This is a genomic window from Photorhabdus kleinii (assembly GCF_025384885.1).
In the GTDB taxonomy this organism is placed as follows: Bacteria; Pseudomonadota; Gammaproteobacteria; order Enterobacterales; family Enterobacteriaceae; genus Photorhabdus; species Photorhabdus kayaii.
In genome coordinates this window covers 26,754-47,668 of the sequence record NZ_JAJAFY010000013.1, presented here as the reverse complement: position 1 = coordinate 47,668, position 20,915 = coordinate 26,754, and the positions used below count along the sequence as shown (strand labels likewise).

The following is a 20,915-nucleotide window of genomic DNA, read 5'->3' as shown; positions in this document are numbered from 1 at the left end:
CAGATGAAATCAAATTTAATTGCTTCAGTGACAAGTTTGCCATCTTCACCACTGCATCACATGATTCAGCGTTACACCATGTCAGATGCGCATTTTGAGCGCATTTGCCAGCTCATATATCAACGTGCGGGTATTGTGCTGGCTGCACATAAACGGGAGATGGTTTACAACCGTTTAATTCGGCGTTTGCGTACCCTTGAAATACGTGATTTTGGGCAATACCTGTTCGTTCTTGAAAATGACATGAATAGTGAGGAGTGGCAGGAATTTATCAATGCATTGACAACTAACCTGACGGCGTTTTTCAGGGAAGCTCATCATTTTCCTCTGTTAGCTAAACATGCAAGTAAAAAAAATGGATCGTACCGGGTATGGAGTGCAGCGGCATCGACAGGAGAAGAGCCATATTCGATTGCAATGACGCTAAGTGATGTCTTAGGGGAGCATTTTCACCGGGCAAAAATTATTGCCAGTGATATTGATACCCATGTATTGGAAAAAGCACGCAAAGGGGTTTATCGACTGGATGAGTTGCGTCAACTGACCGATCAACAGAGAAAACGTTACTTTTTTAAAGGTATTGGATCTTATGAGGGTTATGCTCGTGTCCGGCCCCAACTTGCTGACATGGTGACATTCCAGCATCTAAACCTGTTAGATCCCAATTGGCCGTTTGAAGAGAAGTTTGATGCCATCTTTTGCCGTAATGTTATGATTTATTTTGATAAAAAGACGCAGGAACGGATACTGCGCCATTTTGTTGCTTTGTTAAAACCCGATGGATTGCTCTTTGCAGGGCATTCTGAAAATGTCACTCAAATAAGCCGGGAATTCTACTTGCAAGGACAGACCGTTTACGGTGTAGGCCGGGCAAGGAGAGGTCATGAATAAAATAACTGTTCTTTGTGTCGATGATTCAGCGCTTATGCGTCAAATCATGCGAGAGATCATCAATAGTCACCCGGATATGGAGGTAGTGGCTTGTGCGCCAGATCCACTGGTAGCACGTGATCTGATTAAAAAGCATAATCCACAAGTGCTCACACTGGATGTTGAAATGCCACGCATGGATGGTATTGATTTTCTGGAAAAATTAATGCGCTTACGGCCAATGCCGGTGGTTATGATCTCTTCTCTAACAGCCAAAGGTTCTGAAATCACATTAAGGGCATTGGAACTTGGTGCTGTTGACTTTGTAACCAAACCTCAATTGGGTATTCGTGAAGGCATGCTGGCTTACAGTGAACTTATCGCGGAGAAAATACGGACAGCAGCACAGGCTAAATTATCTGTACCAATAATCACACCCGTAAGTTCTGCTCCTTTAAGTTTTAAACCTTTGTTATCCAGTGAAAAACTGATAGCAGTAGGCGCTTCTACTGGAGGAACGGAAGCAATAAAGAATTTGTTGCAACCGTTACCTGTCACTAGCCCGGCACTACTTATTACCCAACATATGCCACCTGGTTTTACCCGTTCTTTTGCTGAACGGCTGAATAAACTTAGCCAAATTACTGTAAAAGAGGCTGAAAATGGTGAACGGATTTTGCCGGGGCATGCTTACATTGCTCCGGGTGATCGTCATATGGAACTATGTCGTAATGGTGCTGATTACCAGGTTCTGATCTCCGATGCACCGGCTGTTAATCGTCATCGTCCGTCTGTAGATGTGTTGTTTCGATCAATTGCTAAATTTGCCGGGAAGAATGCTGTCGGAGTGTTACTGACCGGCATGGGCAGTGATGGCGCAGCGGGTTTACTAGAGATGAAGCAAGCGGGAGCGTACACATTGGCGCAGGATGAAGCAAGTTGTGTGGTATTTGGTATGCCAAGAGCGGCAATACAAATGGGGGCGGTGGATGAGGTCATGGATATACTCAAAATGAGCAAGAGCATGCTGGCAAAAATAAGCTCGGGGCAAGCTGTCCGTATTTAACGGCTATCGGATATACCCTATGGATTTCAAGGTGCATCGCGACGGCAAGGGAGCGAATCCCCGGGAGCATAGATAACTATGTGACCGGGGTGAGTGAGCGCAGCCAACAAAGAGGCAACTTGAAAGATGACGGGTATAAATTTAATTTTTTAAGCGGCTCTGCGCTGACTGGTAAATAATTTCAAGGAGTTTTTATGGCGAATAAGGATCTGAGATTTTTGGTGGTTGATGATTTTTCAACCATGCGTCGCATCGTTCGTAACCTTTTAAAAGAATTGGGCTTTAATAATGTAGAAGAAGCTCAAGATGGGGCAGAAGCTCTGGCTAAGATTCGTGCATCGCAATTTGACTTTATCATCTCTGATTGGAATATGCCCAATATGGATGGTTTAGAGTTGCTAAAAATCATTCGTGAAGATGCCCAATTGGCTAAGATACCGGTTTTGATGGTGACCGCAGAAGCGAAGAAAGAAAATATCATTGCAGCCGCACAAGCCGGGGCCAGTGGCTATGTTGTTAAACCTTTTACCGCAGCTACTCTGGAAGAAAAGCTCAACAAAATATTTGAAAAACTGGGCCTCTAAGGAGACATAATGAGTGTAAATCCAGTCATGCCAAGGGATGAGACCATTAGTGCCAGTGAAATTATCAGCCGTATTGGCCAGCTTACGCGTATGTTGCGTGATAGTTTACGTGAATTGGGATTGGATCAAACCATTGCCCAAGCTGCTGAGGCAATACCCGATGCGAGAGAACGCCTGGACTATGTTGTGCAGATGACAGCGCAGGCGGCGGAAAGGGCGCTTAATTGCGTTGAAGCGGCGCAACCTCGTCAGAATGAGTTAGAGTCATCGGCAATATCACTGAAAAAACGTTGGGATGAGTGGTTTGAAAACCCAGTTGAGATGCCTGTGGCACGCTCGTTGGTTATGGATACCCGGAATTACCTCAATTCGGTACCTGAACATACTGCTTTCACTAACGCTCAACTGCTGGAGATCATGATGGCACAAGACTTTCAGGATCTTACCGGTCAAGTTATCAAGCGGATGATGGATGTTATTCAGGAAATAGAAAAACAGTTGGTGATGGTATTAATGGAAAACATGCCGGCTGATCAGATAGCGAAAACTAAGAAAGAGGCTGACAGCTTACTAAATGGTCCGCAGGTGAACCAAAACGGCGTGGGTGTTATTGCTAATCAGGCTCAGGTTGATGATCTACTGGATAGCTTAGGTTTCTGAATAAACGTGGCAGGGGTAAACCTGCCACTCAGGATTAAAGATTTTCCGGAAATATGATTGATGGTATTAATCTTATTCTCTTCACCTTCTCCTTGGAAGCCAGACTAATAAAGCAAGAGCGTAGCGATAATATCTATACCCTTCATCTTTCAAGCTGCTGCTTTGTTGGCTACTTTCACTCACCCCAGTCACATAGTTATCTATGCTCCTAGGGATTCGTTCACTTGCCGCTGCGCTGCAACTCGAAATCTATTAGGTATAAACCAAATACAACATCCAGAGAACACTAAATTTTTATTACAGCGATATCCTACTTAATGAGGCACTGCAAATTTAAAGTAATCGCTGAGGAGAACTATTTTATCGTCCATAATTTCGATTAATGTCACGCCCATATTGCTATAAATATCACTATTTTTACGGCGCCCTTCATTTTCCCAAATAACGCAAGCCTGGTTATTACTAGCAATGAAACCAGTTTGCCTAAAATGTAAATATTCAAAATTTGAGAAAAGCTTCTTGAGAAAAATAATCGACATCTTTTTACCTACCATTGGAGGAAGGCCCGGATAATAAAGTGAAATATCTTCAGAAAAAATATTATCCAGTCGTTTAAGGTCATACTGATTCATTGAGCTAAGAAGTTCTGCGGTTAACTCATCTATTCGGTTCATTATGTTTTGTCCTCTGTTTTATTTACTTGCCAGCATGATCGCGTTAAAAATTTAGGTCTGGCTGATTACTTCATTTTCCTGCTGCAAAACGTTTAATCGTTGCGCCAGTTGTCTAACCCTCGGTGCGTTAAATAGATCGCGTAACGTTATTTCAACGCCGAAGTCACTACGCACTCTTGCTATTACCCGCATTGCAACTAAAGATTCGCCGCCGAGCTCAAAGAAATTATCCTCTGGAGAGATATTTTCTAATCCCAACAACTCGGCAAACAGACGACAAAGCGAGAGTTCCTGTGGGCTGGAGGTGCCACTTTCATTGACTACTACACTGTTCCACGTGGGTTTCGGTAACGCTTTACGATCTAACTTTCCGTTAATGGTCAACGGGAAGTGATCAAGCTGCACTATTGCTGCTGGAATCATCGCTTCCGGCAAGCATGTGGTCAGACTGGACCGTATTAACTGTGATTCAAGCGTAATACCCTTATGAGCAATGACATAACCCACCAACCGCTTCTGTTGACCTTCATCTTCACGCACAATGACCTCAGACTGCACGATATCAGGGTGCGCATTTAACGCTGCCGCCACCTCGCCCAATTCAATACGGAAACCGCGGATTTTAACTTGATCGTCAGTGCGGCCAAGGAAGTCCAGTACTCCATCCCGACGCAATCTTGCCAGGTCACCCGTGCGATACATGCGTGCATCTGTGCCGATAAAAGGATCAGCAATAAAGCGTTCAGCAGTGAGTTCAGGACGATTCAGATAACCACGCGCTACCCCTGCACCTCCCACATATATCTCACCCACAAAACCTACCGGAACCGGGTGCTGAGCCTCATCAAGAATATAAATACCGAGATCATCAATAGGTTCACCAATAAGACTTGAAGCAGGCTGAGCAACGACTTCACGTGAAAGAGGGAAATAGGTCACATGTACAGTGGTTTCAGTAATACCATACATGTTGATCAACTGAGGTGCGTTGTCATCGTGCCTTTGATACCACTCCTCCAGAATATGCGCATTCAGCGCTTCTCCGCCAAAAATCACCGTGCGTAGCACCAAACTCTGCCCAAGCTTAGGGGCTTCGCGATCAGCATGGATCAGCGCCTGAAACGCTGAAGGTGTCTGATTTAACACCGTCACTTTTTCGCTAACTAAAAGCTGCAAAAAATCTGTAGGTGAACGGCTGACTTCCCAGGGAACAATCACCAATCTTCCGCCATTCAACAATGCTCCCCAACACTCCCAGACAGCAAAATCAAAAGCATAAGAGTGAAACATTGTCCAACAATCAGTTTCAGAGAAATTAAACCAGCGCTGAGTACTTTGTAGCAAACGCATCACATTATGATGAGTCACTACCACGCCCTTGGGCACACCGGTGGAGCCAGAAGTGTAAATGATATAAGCAGGATGCGCTGACATCAGCGGTTGCAAGCGCTCTTTGTCAGACAGATCAGCAACACTTTGCATTTCCAGATGGGTGATCAATTCGGGATCATCTAGCAATACCATGGGGGTATTGGTTGTCAGGCGTTGCGCAATTTCACTGCTGGTGATCACACAAGCAGGTTCAGCATCGTCAATCATAAAATTAAGACGACTTTGCGGATAATCCGCCTCCACTGGCACGTAAGCAGCACCAGCCTTGATGATAGCCAGCAGTGTCACCATCATCTCAATAGAACGAGGTAAGCAGACCATAACACGCTGTTCCGGGCCTATTTGCCGTGATACCAGATAGCGCGCCAGTTGGTTAGCACGTTGGTTCAATACCGTATAACTAATATTCTCCTGCTGATAAGTCAGCGCCACACTATCTGGCATTGCAATTGTTTGTTGTTCAAAGCGCGAGGTCAGAGTTTCCTCATTTAATACTGTGCGCCGTGCAGGTAATAGGCTGCCTCCTATGTGCCAACCTGGCAATGTCAGTTCACCAATGGGGCGTGATATATCCGCCAGCAATTCAGTGATGAAATGCTGAAAAAGAGGTTTTTGAAGGTTAATATCGTGGGGAGTGTAGAGGTTATCATTGGTATCGAGCGTAAACTGCAAACTGTCGCCTTCGCCATGATAATAAATGGTCACAGTGAGGTCCTCTACCGGTCCACTGGACAAATTTTTGGTACGCCCCAAATTACCCGCAAAGCTCACATTGCTGTTAAACAGCATCACATTGATATTCTGTGCAAACAAGCGGGGGGCAGAACCATTTCGCTGTAAATCACGATAGATATCTTCAGAACGATACTGCTGATGTTTGAGTAACTGGCGGATTTCCTGGCTGACCTGCTTACTAATGTCACCTATGGAATGAGCAGGATCTATTGTCAAACGCAGAGGTAATACATTGGATACCATACCTGGAATACTACGTAACATACGCCCTGAACGCGCAGTTACTGGCATACCCAAAGTAATATCCTGCTTATCGGTCATACGAGAAATCCAGGAAGCAACGATTGCAATAATAATTTGAGCCATACTACTTCCACTCTCTTCACTCAGAGTACGCAGAATATCATTGACCTTTGCCGGGATTTTACACTGGGTGCAACTGAACGAACCCAAATCGGCGAATTGACCAGGTTTCGCCCCTACGGCAAGGCTCTGTGGCTCACTTCGGCCTGCCATATACTGTGACCACCACTGACGGTCATGTTGAAAATTTTCCGAGCGGCGGTATTCTTCGTCAAAAGCCAACAGATCGCTAAGAGGCCTGAAAGGATTTTCCAGTTCAGCAGCGCCAGTCAATTTCTGGGTATACAGTTCAGCAAGCCGCTGAATCAGCAATGTAGTGCCAAAAGCATCACTAGCCAGATGATGGACACGGATAAACAAAAAATAGTGGTCATCACTGATTTTTAGCAGCGCAAAACCAAACAACGGCCCCTGTGTTAACTCCATCGGCCGCACCAATTCAGCTTTCATCCAGATTTCAGCTTCTGTTAACGCATCCGCATGGTTAGATAAATCAATAAGCGGACATTTCCATTGCGGAGAGGTAACAATCTGTTGTTGTAGTCCTTGTGGGTGCGGTACAACCACCACTCGTAAACATTCAGCTTCATCTATCAACTGGGACAATGCCGAGTTAAGTGTCTCAATATCGATAGCGCCTGAAATATCGATATAACAACCCGTGTTATAAATTCCTGCGCTTACATTTAATTGTTCAGCCAGCCAAATTTCCTGCTGTGCTGCGGTCAGGGGGTAATAGCTCCCTTGATGTTGTTTCATAATTAATCCTCACAGGCTGGTGATATTTTTATTTATATAAATTGCGTAATGTGATGTCTGCCTGAGAACCACGTAGCAAAATCAATATGGCGCAGAAGCAAACAACGACAGCAATAACAAAGGGAAACCCTTGAAAATAGAGAGATTGTCCTTGGCTAGATGAAAAATGCAGCAATAATGCTCCCAACAGCGGTGAAGCAGTGATAGCCAGACCCAACATACAGTTCTGTGCTCCCAGATATTCCCCTTGTCGCTCATTACCGGCACGCAATGAAATCAAAGCACGAAGCGTTGAATCGCTGATCAACGCCAGTGCATGCAAAGCAATTGCACCAGCAACAATAAGTGGTGATACCGCCAGGCTATAAGCGATAAACGCCAACATATAGAGTCCGTAACCGATGATCGCTGTGCGGTATTCGTTACAGTGCGCTACGAACATTTTTAGCAACCAAGTTTGCGTTATGATGATCCCGACGCCGAGCCCGGTGAGAGCCAGACCGTTTTCACGTGGTCCCCAGCCCAAACGCATTTCATTGAGTAAGACAAAACAGGCCAGAAAAATGCCATAAGCCACCATGCCAAGAGCTGAAGCATAAACCAGTCGTCTCAATACCCCATCCGTCGCCAGTAGTTTCAGGCTGCCCAAAGGGTTGGCACGGCGCCAGTCGAACGAACGCCGGTTCTCTTTGGTCAGACTTTCGTTCAGAACGAACATAGCGGCAATAGCGTTCACGGCTGCCAGTGAGCCAGCAATCACAAACGGAAGGCGCGGTGCAATCATGCCCAATAACCCTCCGAAGGCTGGCCCGGCAACCATGCCGAAGCCAAGAACACCACTGACCAGACCGAAACGCGCTGCCCGCTGTGCTTCTGGTGTCACATCTGCTACGTAAGCTGATGCAGCGGAAGTACTGGCGGCAGTGGAGCCTGAAAGAAATATACCGGCTACCAGCCATCCTAATGACGGTGTTGTCGCCACCAGCGTATAGCTCAGCGCTGTGCCAAACAGTGTTGAAAGTAATACCGGCCGCCTTCCCCAAGCGTCGCTAAGCGCCCCTAACAATGGGGCGAAAAGGAACTGTGCAAAAGCATATAGTGAGACAAATAACCCGATTAACGGCACACCCGCTTCCGGTGGTTGAGGGGCAACCTCCCGCAACAGATCGGGTAAAACCGGGAGTACAATCCCGATACCCAAAGCATCCACAGCCAATGTCATTAGGATCACGGCCAATCGGCGTTTATGCTGGCGGTTTTCAGGAAGGTGAACCGTTGGGGAAGAATCATTCATACCTGTCCTCCTTTTATTATTGACGGAAAGTGATGGATTATCGCCCGCGATACATGTGCTACGTGCTCTTCCATCAGGCAGCTATAGTGATTCCCCGGCACTTCTGCGATACGAATGGGAAGGCTGGAGAACTTCTCCCAACCCCAGGCATTGGTCTCGCGGATCTCCGGCACAACAACCCCTTTCGGTAGTGGTTCCACCGCTTTTACTAACAGCATAGGAATTGGCAACTGTACGGGTATTGGACGATATTTCGGTGACATATCCGACGCAGCCCGATAGACATTGAACAATCCGTTAATTGAGCCCATATCATTCTGCGCCTGAATCAACGAGAAACGTTTTAGCTGCTCTTTGATATAGCTTAGTAACGCCTCGCGGGGTAATGCACGCATTTCGTCGTCATCCAAGCTGTCGATCATTTCCAGTCGGTCAGTGTAGTAGGCAAAAATACCAAGAATAACTTTGGCAATATCAGCATCTTCCTGATACGGAACCGGTGCATAGGGTGGCGCGGCAGAGTCGAGTAGCACCAGAGAACCGATGCTTTCTCCCTCAGTATGAAGCTGCCGTGCTATTTCATAAGCCACTTTGCCGCCCAATGAATGACCGCCGATATGATATGGCCCCTGTTTTTGAGCCGAGCGCAAACAGGCAATATAATGTGTTGCTATCTCTTCCACCGATTGGTGCGGCGCAGTTTTTCCATCAAGCCCCAAATATTGCATACCGATAAATGGCAGTTCTCGTGGTAATGCCGCGGCTAGGGGCATAAATTGGGTAACATTGCCTCCCATACCCGGCACACAAAAGAAAGGTGAATAATTACCATTACCGCCGTGATTAATTGGTACCAGGCAGTAGCGGATATGAGCATTTTCAGGAGCCAGGCTCTTTTTATCGTCAGATAGTGAACGGACAACACGTGCCATCGTCGGCTGTTCGAGAAACTCCGCCAGCGTCAGACAGTGCTGGAAATGGTCACGCAAACGGGAGATCATCTGCGTTGCCAACAGCGAATGACCGCCCAGCTCGAAGAAATCATCTTCCAGGTTAATCGTCTCTTCACCCAGTAGCTCATACCACAATTGACGAACTGCTTCCTCTGGGCTGGCAGAATCAGATATCGCCGATGAATTCTGCAATTGTACGCGCCGAACAGGAGTAAATTTACTGACAACGACCTGTGCTTCCCTTCCGGCAATAGCCAGATCGAAAATAGCGCAGCCTTCTTGATTACTGAGACCAATCACACTTTCTTGACGGCGTGCAGCATAATCCACGGCCATACCCACTTCTGCCCAGGTATCCCAGTTAACTGACGTTACCGGTATAGTCTGCTGTCGCCAGTAGTGTGCCACAGCATCAAGATAACGGTTCGCCGCCGCATAGTCTGCCTGACCCATTCCACCTACCAATGAGGCAAGTGAAGAGCACAACAGAACAAAGTCGAGAGAGTCCTGACTCATCGCCGTCATCAATTGCTGTGTACCACTGACTTTTGCCGCCATCACATGCCGCCAATCCTGCGACGTGCCATGCTCCAGCAATCCACTGGCTTCAATACCCGCTGAATGAATCACACCGTTGATAGCACCAAATCTTGCTCTCATCTGTGCCAATGCTTCATTTAATGCCACACCGTCAGCAACATCAGCGCACAGCATCATGATTTCAGCACCAGATTTCCGTAACACATCGAGTAAAGCTTCACTTGCCGCATTAGTTCCCCGGCGGCTCAAAATACCGAGTTTAACCTTACTGCATTTATTGCTGATGTGACGCGCCAGTGACTGACCGATACCTCCCAGCCCACCAGTAATTAGATAAACACCGCCATCACGCAGAATTTGCCGGTGCGGGATCTCATCAAGCTCAGTAAATGTCTGCAATTCACGCTCACCCTGCTTAAGCGTAATGCTGGTAACCGGTATTCCTTCTGTTGCTTCTTCCGGTTGCATATCCGTATACAGTTCCGCAATCAGCGATTGATATGTAGCAATAGTGTCATCATCCAGATCGATATGACGTGCAGAACACCCTGGGTACTCGGCCGCCAATATTCCGATCAAACCAAGCGCGGGTGCGGCATTACAGGCTTCCAGCACCTTGGCTGCCTGTAACCCACGGGAAATTAGGGTAATATTAAAAACCCTGTGATGACCGGTAAGCGCTTTAATTGCAGCCGCCAGTTGTTCAAATGCAGCCTCTGGTTGAGAAATTCCTGCCGCAGTCCAGCACCAGATAATACGTTCTGGTAGCATTTGTTGCTGTATCAGACAATCTATCAGTCGTTGATAATCTTCGGGCTGATCCTTACGCAAACGAAAGCGGTAGGTACTCTGTTGCAGAAATTCATCAGCATCTTCAACAACGATACTGCCGGGCGCCGCCGCTTCCCATAAATCACTCAGCTCAGCGGCTTGGGCACCAAAAATCAACCACGGCGCATGATTCTGTTTTGCTTCGCCTAGAGGCTTCGGCAACCATCGAGGGTAACGACACCACCGTACTACATTCGACTCGCTTGCTGGCTGGAATGGTAAAGAATTGAACTGCCGTAAATTGTAACCGTGGATTTCAACCAGCACCTGCTTGCAATTCTGGCTCTCATCCCAACTAAATAGCGTTATGTCATAAGTCCGTGGAGCCGTTTCAACCGCCAGACTGTAAAATTCGGCGCATAATGGCTGGTGCAGCGTCAGCGAACCATAATGGAACGGTATTGAAGCATCACCCGGCAACAGACAGGCATGTAAGAACACCGTGCCTAAGTCGAGCAAAGCCGGATGTAATGCAATATCAGGCAAATCATCGATAAATGCCTGATTGAGTCGCAACTGTGCCAACGCACAGCGATCACCCATCCACACACCTGCAATGCATTGCCAGCGCGGTCCATAGTCAGCAAATGCCTGATTGAACCGCTCCGGCGCCTCTGCAACTGCTTCAAGCTGCAAATTCCGACGTAACTCATAAGGTGAAGCAATCTCTGCTGGTGGAGAGCATACGGCAGTAACGTTGCCGTTTGCATGAAGTTGCCACATATCATTACCATCATCGCGAGACTCCAGCGTAAAGGCAAAGCTACGATCAATGGTGGTCAAGCTGATGCGTATCTGACGTTCAACACCTGACGATAGTACCAACGGTGAGGGGAAGTAAACTTCACTGAAAGTAGCTGTGCCCCCGGGTTGCAATTCGTGAAAAGCACGGCGCACTAATTCCAGGCAACCTGTGCCCGGTAATACACCTTTCCCTGCGAAAATGCGATGTTCATCAATAAACCAGACATTATCATCTAGCTTACAAATAAACTGTGTGACTCCCTCTCTATCTGATAACTGTGTGAAAGCCGGTAGTGTATTCATTACTGCGGCTGATGTAGTGACAGGAGGTGCCAGCCAGAGATGTTGGCGTTGGAAGGGATACACAGGCAGTATAACCCGATGTAATTTGTGTGAATGACCAAATGCAGCCCAATCGATAGCGACTCCTTGCTGCCATAATTGCCCGATGGTATTGAACAGTACCTCTTCATCCAGTTTCTGCTGGTGAGTATGGCGCATCGTGGTTAGTGTCTGAGCCTGGCCTTTCTGCTGTAGATCTTTCAGCATGCTGGTCAGTGCACGCCCTGGACCGACTTCAAGCAGGATTGGATTGTCAAAATGGTTCAGCAACGTAAGAATACCATCATAAAAGCGTACCGGCCGACGCAGATGATCTCCCCAATAACCAGAATTATCGCGATCTTGTTCACTGAACCAACTGCCACTGATATTGGATATCATCGGAATGGTACTGGATTGTAGCGTGAAGCCTGCGCTGAATTCCCGCATCTGTTGCGCGGCAGCATCCATCAATGAACTATGAAATGCATGTGATGTCGTTAGTCGCCGGCAAGAAATATCTGCCTTGTTGCATTGCTCTTCCAGTACCGCAATATTGTCATGGCTGCCAGTTATCACGCACTGTTCAGGCCCGTTGAGCGCTGCAAATTCACACTCTGGTGCCAGCGAAACCATACGTTCAGATGATGCCTGTACCGCCAGCATTGCCCCTGTGGGCTGGCGCTGCATAATTGCAGCTCGATTTGCTACCAATGCCAGTGCATCTTCCAGCTCAAGCATACCCCCTACACAGGCCGCAACCAGTTCACCGAGGCTATGACCAATCATTGCTTGGGGGGTAATACCCCAAGCTTGTAGCTGGCGGGCCAGCGCATACTCAACAGTGAACAGCGCAGGCTGAGTATAACGTGTAGCATTTAACCGGCTGACAGCATTGTCGCGTTCCGATTGCGGATAAATTAACTGCCTGATATCCAGTTTGATGTGTGGCTGTAGCAGTTCGGCACAGCGATCAAATTGCTGGCGGAATACACCATTACGTAGATAGAGCGATTGACCCATTTCAATAGACTGACTGCCTTGTCCCGGAAACATAAAAATCACCGATCGAGGCTGTTGTTTGCGACTCATAGTCTTAGTCTGTGGTGATAGTCGGCGTAGTTGATTGATTAATTGCTCCCGATCTCTTCCCACAACAAAAGCACGCTCACTGAAAGCGCTGCGTCCTTGTTGCAAAGTCCCGGCAATATCCGCCAATGGCTCATTACCGGTAGTCAGTGCGACTGCCAAGCGTTCCCCTTGCTGAATTAGCGCTTGTGGCGTTTTCGCTGAAATCGGCAGCAGATGCCAGCACTCGTTATCTAATATACGGACATCTTGCTGACGCGGAGCTTCCTCCAGAATAAGGTGCGCATTAGTGCCGCCAATGCCGAAAGAACTTACACCGGCACGACGTGGCTTACTTGTTTGCGGCCAAGGGCATGCTGTATTGATTACAGAAAACGGGGTCTGTTCGAAGTGGATCGCAGGATTGGCTTGATGATAGTGAATACTTGGTGGCAAAGTCTGGTGACGCAGCGCCAACACGGTTTTGATTACACCGGCTATACCGGCAGCAGCATCAATATGTCCTATATTTCCTTTCACAGAGCCTATTGCACAACTCCCTACAGGTAACACTTCACCATCAGATTGTTCCAGGAAAGCCTGAGTCAGCGCACGTATTTCTACTGGATCGCCTAAAGAGGTCGCCGTACCATGTGCTTCGATATAACTGATGCTGGCAGGCGATACCCCGGCATTACGTAGTGCGTCTTTGATCACTGAAGATTGGCCGTCAATACTTGGTGCCGTGTAACTCACCTTTTGTGCACCATCATTATTGACAGCAGAACCTTTAATTACCGCATGGATGGTATCGCCATCTTCTAAAGCAGCGGACAGACGTTTTAGTAATATCATCCCACCGCCACTGCCGCTGGCTGTACCGTTGGCCGCCGCATCAAATGGTCGGCAAAGGCCATCTGGAGACATAATTCCACCACTGACATGGACAAAGCCAACCTGTTGCGGGTCCAGCGCTACAGCACCTGACAATGCCATGTCACATTCACCGCGTCGTAAGCTTTCGCAGGCAAAGTGAATAGCGGTGAGTGATGACGAACAAGCGGTGCCAATACTGACAGCCGGTCCGCTAAGGTTCAGCTTGTAAGCAGTACGTGTAGCGATAAAATCCTTGTCATTACCTATTTGCCACTGACCGGGGTCGAGGTGCATCCGGTCTTTATTTGGCATGACGTTTTCCAGCAGGTAATAATTGAAGCCACTGCTACCAAAGACAGCTACTGAACGCGGTGTACTATCATTGCCGTAGCCAGATAGTTCCAGCGTTTCCCATGCCATTTCAAGAAACAACCGCTGTTGCGGGTCCATCACCTGCGCTTCACGTGATGAATAACCAAAGAAACGTGCATCAAACTCCGCACAACCCTCCAGCAAACGTGCGCGTTTGACAAACTGTGGGTGACTTAACAGCGTTGGATCGACACCACGTTGTAACAATTCCTCGTCAGACAACTCCACACTGGCATCGTAACCTGCCAACAACTGCTGCCAAAAAGTGTCGAGATCTAGCGCTTGTGGGAAGCGGCCAGTCATACCAATGATCGCAATGGCATTGCTATCCTGAGTCGAAACATCCAACGTTGGTCTTGCTCTCTTTTCAGTGACTATCAGCGGTGTGACTGCGACTGCAACAGGTGTTTTTTGCTGCGATAGCGTGTCCAGTAGTTGAGCCTGTTGTCGAATGGTGGGATGAGCGAAAATATCGGTCACAGACAAGCCTCCACCAAACGCCTCATTCAATTGCTGGAATAGCGCCATAACCCGTAGTGAGTGGCCGCCAGCATCGAAAAAGTTTTCGTCATAACCGATCTCATCCCTCTCCAGCAGTTCACGCCAGATAGCCTCAACGCGACTGAGTGATGACACAACTTTGGCTGGCAAAGGAGAAGATTGATGCTGACCGGCACGTGTCAGTTTCATTTCAGCCAACGCTTTCAGATCGACTTTTCCCGTAATACCGGTAGGCAGGGCATCAAGGAAGAACAGCGCTGTTGGCACCATCACTTCATTAACCTGTTGGCGTAATTCGCTCAGGATCTCACTGCGGCTGGTTTCGCCGACAATGTATCCCGCCAACTCTTTATTCCCTTGGCTATCGGTGATCGCCAGCGCTTCGGCCTGACGTACACCCGGTAACGCACTTAGGGCGGCACGCACAGCATTCAGTTCAATTCGATGACCACGGATTTTTACCTGACGGTCAACCCGACCAACAAACTCCAGTGCGCCATCCATGCGTTGGCGCACCATGTCGCCGGTACGGTACATACGAGCCTTTAATTGTGGTGCAAAGCTATCGGGTAAAAACACCTCAGCGGTTTTTTCATCCATACCCAAATAGCCCTGTGCAACACAGGTTCCCGCTAAATAAAGTTCACCCATTTCCCCCGGTGCCACGGGCTTTCTCTGTTCATCAAGCAGATGGAAGCGGACATTGCCCATTGGACGCAGCACTAGATTTTGTCCTTCGGCATGATAATCGGTAAGGGATACCACAATCGCACATTCAGTAGGGCCGTATCCATTCATCAGCCTGCGCCCTACAGACCAACGTTGGGCGACTTCGGGCATACAAGGTTCACCGGTTACGATAAGCATCTGGAGATTAGGCAGCGGTACTAACGGCACTATCGCCAACGCGGAAGGTACAATCCACATATGCGTAATCTGTTTATGTGCCAGCCACTCTGTTAGATCACTGCCAGGCAACAGTTGCTGTTTCTTACCGAAGACCACGCAAGCACCCGCTACAAGCGCTGGAAAAATTTCTCCCAACATCACATCAAACACGGGCGAGGAGTACTGCACTATGCGAGAAGAAGGTTCAAGCCTCAGCTCATCGCGGATTGCCAGAATGTTATGGCAGACACTGCGGTGGGTGACAGCAACACCTTTCGGTTTACCCGTTGAGCCAGAAGTGTAAATAACGTAAGCACAATCATCCGGCTGACAGATCGCCTCCATAGTCATATAGGGTGCATTGGCTATATCTAACTCATCGATATTAATTGCCGCCAGACCAAGACGCTGGCACAGAGGCGCTGTTTCATTTCGGCACAATATCGCTTTTATTTCCGCATTATTAATCACATACCGATTTGCTGGTTCGGCGTTATCAGGAGCCAGCGGCACAAACACCGCACCGATCCGGTTAATTGCCAGCATCGCCGTGACATTATGTGGATGGTGCCCCATCAGAATGCCAACTCGATCACCACGGCCTACACCTGCTTGTTGTAGTCGCTGCGCCACATATGCCGTCAATGTATCAAGCTGCTGATAACTCAGACTTAATTCATCACTTTCCAGCGCCACATGTTCACTATACCGGGACAGGTTCTGCTGAAATAACTGAAACAGCCCCTGTGGTTTATCAACAGCGAGTTCTGGTTGAGCAATATCGCCAGAATTAATCGCCAACAAATCAGCCAATGCAGTATCTGGTTTTTCAATGATTTGTGGCAACATAGCCAGCAAATGCTTACTCATCCGTCCCAGAGTAACGGCAGATAACACCCCCGGCATTGCCATAAAGTGAGCGTAAACCTGACCATTTACCCGGTTAATAGCCAGTTCCAAATCAATTTTGGCGCGATAGTCCCCCAACTCGACGTCTGAAACCTTCATGTCCCCCAATGTTGCATCGTTTGATTGATCCAATTCACAGGAAAAAATAGTTTGGAAAACAGGATTTTTACCTGCCATACGAGGCAAATTGAGTGTTTTTACCAAATAATCGAACGGCAAATCACGATTTTCAAGGATGTCGAGACTAACCCGTCGCGTATGCATCAAGAGTTGCTGAAAAGTTTGCAACTTACCGCTATTGATACGTACCGGCAAAGTATTAGCAAAGTAGCCAATCAGTGCATCCCATGCAGGTATGGTGCGCAGTGACACCGGTGTTCCGACTATAAGATCCTGCTCACCACTTTGCTGGCGCAACAGGAGTGCAAATAAACTCAACCAGACCATAAACGGTGTACAGTTTTGCTCGCGAGCCAGTTTCTCTACACCTTCAACATACACCTGGGGAACAACACAACTTATTGCAGCCGCTTCGTCAGTTGGCGCAGCCATCTCATTCAGTATCAGAGTAGCTGGCGCATCCGCCAATTGTTGACGCCAGAAATGAATCTGTTGCTGTACCGCTGGTTCAGTCAGTCGAGTGCGCTGCCAGGTAATGAAATGCCCATAGTTTGCTTCCAACACGGGTAGTGTGGGGACCTTACCGACCAGACGTGCCTGATAGCAGTGCCGTAACTCATCAAAAAGTATTGCCAGCGAACGGCCATCGGAAATAATGTGGTGCAGAGTAATACAAAGCACATGCTCTTGCGGGGATAACGTAAACAGTACTGCACGGATGAGTGGCCCATTGGCGAGATCGAAACTTGCCATCACTTCTTCCCGCAACTTCGGTGCCAGCGCTGACTCATCGCCGGCGATATTTTGCTGGCGCAGGGTTAGCGTTAATGCAGACGCAACCTGATAACTGGGTTCAAAACTGGATGTTCCATCCGGCCCGCTTACTTTGCTGACTTGGCTAGAGAATGTGGTACGCAATACATCATGACGTTGCATGACGTCATTCAGCGCTTGCATTAATGCACTAAAATGCAGATTACCATGCAGTCGCAATGTGAAAGGCAAGTTGTAACTGCAATCATCCGGCCGTTGCATGGCAATCAACCACAAACTGCGCTGACCGAATGAGAGTAAATCACTGACCTGCGAAACGTGTTGCACAGTAATACTCTGTTTCGCACCGCTCTTTTTAACGCTGTCCTTTTCAATACTGTCCAGTAACGAGGCTAACCCGACGATAGTCGGATGATTGAAAATAGTGGAAAGCTTAAGCTGAACATTAAATGTCTTATTGATCTGTGTAATCAGATTGGCAGCAATTAATGAATTGCCACCACAATAGAAGAAATTATCTTCCGTACCGATGACCTGAACCCCTAATGCTGTTCTCCATAATGCCAGCAATTGTTCTTCACAGGCGTTAGTCGGTTCTGCCATAGATTCCTGATTTTCTGGTAGCGAAAAATCTGGAACTTGCAAGCGCTTGCGATCAACCTTCCCGTTAGGGGTGGTTGGTAATTTATCGAGAAACACCAAAGCACGCGGCATCATATGGCTGGGTAGCCGCAGGGACAAATAACCACGTAACTTGTCAGTATCAGCCGATGACACAACATAGGCGACCAGCACTTTATTATTTGTACTGTCATTACAGGCGACAACCGCACACTGGCGCACATCTGCGTGTTCCAGTAATGCACTCTCCACCTCGCCTAACTCGACGCGAAAACCGCGAATTTTAACCTGATGATCACTGCGTCCCATGAAATCAATAGTGCCGTCAGCCAGGAAACAGCAAATGTCTGAGGTACGATAGAATCGCGTACTGCTATTATTGTTATTGTCTGCCACAAAACGGCCTTGGCTATCGAATTTGCCGGTAATAAATTTCTCTGCCGTGAGTTGAGGATTATTGAGATATCCTTTTGCTACGGTAACACCCGCAATCAATAATTCACCACTAACGCCAATCGGCACTTGTTGCAGGTGTTTATCAACAATGAATAGCTCACAGCTAGCCAGCGGCCTACCTAATGGAATTACTCGCCCGGCTTCCAATGGATGTGTTTCTGGATCAAAAACAGTGCTATCAATGGTTGCTTCAGTTACACCGTAAGAACCCAGAATACGCGCGTCTGGGCGGCACAGCGCTTGTGCTGCATGCATCTCATGACCGAACCAGACATCAGCTCCACATACCAGTGTTGATAATCCATCCAGACGTTTCCCATTATCCTGACAGAACTGAATTAATTGACGCAGTACCACAGGAGGAAAATCACCGAAGGTCACGCCTTCGCTCATCATTAAGCGGTGCATTTCAGGGGCATCTAGCAACCACTCACGCGGACACATAACCAAGCATCCACCACAGCCCAGAGTACGACTGAAATCCCCTATACTGAGATCGAAAATAGGTGCAGCAAGTTGTAGTGATACCGGCTCACCGGGTTGGGTGAAACGATAGTCATGGCACCAGGCATGGAACGATGCATGCAGACTACCGTGGCTTACCTCTACTCCTTTTGGATTACCGGTTGAACCAGAAGTGTAAATAACATAGGCTGAATCACTCTCCTGAACTGACCAGATTGGTTGCACATCCGGCGGCGCTGGTTGACGAAACAGCCCATCAACTTCCAGCACAATGGCACGAAAATCAAGCAAATTAACAGCATCCTGTTCACTGGTGAGGATCAGTACTGGCTGTGCATCATTTATCTTATCGGCGAAGCGAGGATCAGAGGGGGACAACGGCACATAAACCGCACCGGCAGAGAGAATAGCGTAAAAAGAGATGACAATTTCTGGCCGGTAGCTCATCAATACTGCAACCCGGTTACCCGGCCCAACGCCACACTGGCGCATCTTCGCGAGCAGGCATTGCGCGTACTCGTCCAGTTGAGCATAGGTGAAACGTTGATCACGCCAAACAATCGCTCGTGCATCTGGATTATTACGCACCTGTGACTTGATGCGTTCAGCTACCGAAATAAATTCCAATATAGGTAGAGGTTCTGCCGGCCGAGAGAAGCGAGCCAGTGTTTCCAGCTCTTCTGGCGGCAACATGCTACATGTGGCGACAGAACGTTCAGGTTCACTTAACAAGGAATCCAACAATTTCTCATAGTGATTCACCATGCGAGTAATGGTGAGGTTATCAAACAAATCGGTATCAAATTCAACCAGACAGAGTAGTGAGGTCGGGGATTCTTCTATCGATAACGTCAAATCATATTTAGCAGTATCAGAATGGATAAATTGTATTTCTGCTTCTAATCCACCCAGTTGCAATGCTTGTCCCGGACTCTTCAAATAATCAAACATAATCTGAAAAACAGGGGGATGGCTCAGAGAACGCAGGGGCTGTACCACATCGACAATCTCATCAAACGGCAAATCAGCATTTTCATATGCATCAAGCAATATATCGCGCGCTTGGACCAATAGATCACTGAAACTTATCCCTTTATTAAAGCGAAAACGCAGTGGTAACAAATTGATAAAAAAGCCAAGACGGACATGTTCATCAATACTGTGACGATTCGCAAATGGGCTGCCAATAACGATGTCGTCATCGTGTGAATAACGATTCAGTAATACTGCAAAAGCGGAAATCGCCACCATATAAGGTGTTAATCCATAACGTTGGCAGATTTTAGAAATACGTCCAACGAAAGATAGAGGAAGTGACGTCTGATATACTGCGCCACATCCCCGTTGTTCCAATAGCCGCGGCCGATCTGTGGGTAATTTATGTAATTCAGGCAATTCCGCGAGCTGTTTTCCCCAATAGCTGCGTAAGCGTTGCCGACGGGCGCTATTCATATGAATATCTGTTACAGAGTCACTGACATGCGGGTAGGTAATTGCTGCCAACTTAGGTTGTTGACCGATTTTATACTGGTTATAGGCATGGCTAAAATCATTAAGAAAAACGTGAGTAGACCAATCATCAAATACAATATGGTGAAGCGTAAATATCAACTGATGATCGTTTTCTTGCCGACGAAGCAATAAACAACGAAAAGGCAAATCGTTACTGAGATTAAAACAATATCTGGCTTCGTTATTATAGATTGACTTTATTTTGGTTTCGCATTCTTCCGGGGAGTAATAGCTGAGATCACTGATACGTAATTCAGGCCACTGCGGATGCAACGTTATCTGCAATTCTCCATTGAGAACATGAAATTGTGAACGCAACACGGGGTGACGCTCAATCATAAAAATAATAGTTTGTTCAAGCGCTTTCCTATCTAACGTACCACGCAAACGTAACGAAAATGGCACGTTATATAATGCTGAGTCCATATTTCCTTGGCTAATAAGCCATAGCCTGCGTTGAGCAGGTGTTGGCAATAAGAACGGAACATTTGATGAGGTGTTTGAATGATTACTCACAACATTTTTCCTAAGATAAAAGGGTTCTTGAAGCTTAGTGATTGCCGTAAA

The 20,915-nt window shown here is 47.4% G+C and carries 8 protein-coding genes; 4 read left to right on the top strand and 4 right to left on the bottom strand.

Annotation, left to right across the window (positions count from 1 at the left end; all coding sequences use genetic code 11):
* The first annotated feature begins 3 nt into the window (after positions 1-3).
* The 4 genes from cheR (at position 4) to cheZ (ending at position 3,180) form a co-directional block, all read left to right on the top strand.
* Positions 4-891, top strand: coding sequence for a protein-glutamate O-methyltransferase CheR (cheR, locus tag LG003_RS09020; RefSeq protein ID WP_262980570.1), 888 nt, complete (start codon positions 4-6; stop codon positions 889-891).
* Positions 884-1,936, top strand: coding sequence for a protein-glutamate methylesterase/protein-glutamine glutaminase (locus LG003_RS09015; RefSeq protein WP_262980569.1), 1,053 nt, complete (start codon positions 884-886; stop codon positions 1,934-1,936). The genes cheR and LG003_RS09015 overlap by 8 nt, the downstream gene beginning before the upstream one ends.
* Before the next feature lie 194 nt (positions 1,937-2,130).
* Positions 2,131-2,520 carry a chemotaxis response regulator CheY gene (cheY, locus tag LG003_RS09010; protein ID WP_011146127.1) on the top strand — a complete coding sequence of 130 codons (390 nt, stop codon included), beginning with the start codon at positions 2,131-2,133 and terminating at the stop codon, positions 2,518-2,520.
* 9 nt (positions 2,521-2,529) lie between these two features.
* Positions 2,530-3,180, top strand: a complete 651-nt coding sequence (gene cheZ / locus LG003_RS09005) for a protein phosphatase CheZ (protein ID WP_112877902.1) — start codon at positions 2,530-2,532, stop codon at positions 3,178-3,180.
* 314 nt (positions 3,181-3,494) lie between these two features.
* On the opposite strand, the gene LG003_RS09000 is transcribed toward cheZ, so the two are convergent.
* Genes LG003_RS09000 through LG003_RS08985 form a run of 4 tightly spaced genes read right to left on the bottom strand, consistent with a single transcriptional unit; the run spans position 3,495 to position 20,864 of the window.
* On the bottom strand, positions 3,495-3,854 hold the full coding sequence (locus LG003_RS09000) for a nuclear transport factor 2 family protein (protein ID WP_112877903.1): 360 nt from the start codon (positions 3,852-3,854) through the stop codon (positions 3,495-3,497).
* 51 nt (positions 3,855-3,905) lie between these two features.
* The gene (locus LG003_RS08995; protein ID WP_262980568.1) at positions 3,906-7,103 is read right to left on the bottom strand and encodes an amino acid adenylation domain-containing protein; all 3,198 of its coding nucleotides are present in this window, start codon (positions 7,101-7,103) and stop codon (positions 3,906-3,908) included.
* A gap of 28 nt (positions 7,104-7,131) precedes the next feature.
* On the bottom strand, positions 7,132-8,397 hold the full coding sequence (locus tag LG003_RS08990; RefSeq protein ID WP_262980567.1) for an MFS transporter: 1,266 nt from the start codon (positions 8,395-8,397) through the stop codon (positions 7,132-7,134).
* Entirely contained in the window at positions 8,394-20,864 is a 12,471-nt protein-coding gene (locus LG003_RS08985; RefSeq protein WP_262980566.1) for a hybrid non-ribosomal peptide synthetase/type I polyketide synthase, read from the bottom strand. Before LG003_RS08985 ends, LG003_RS08990 begins: the two co-directional genes overlap by 4 nt.
* Between the last annotated feature and the right edge of the window lie 51 nt (positions 20,865-20,915).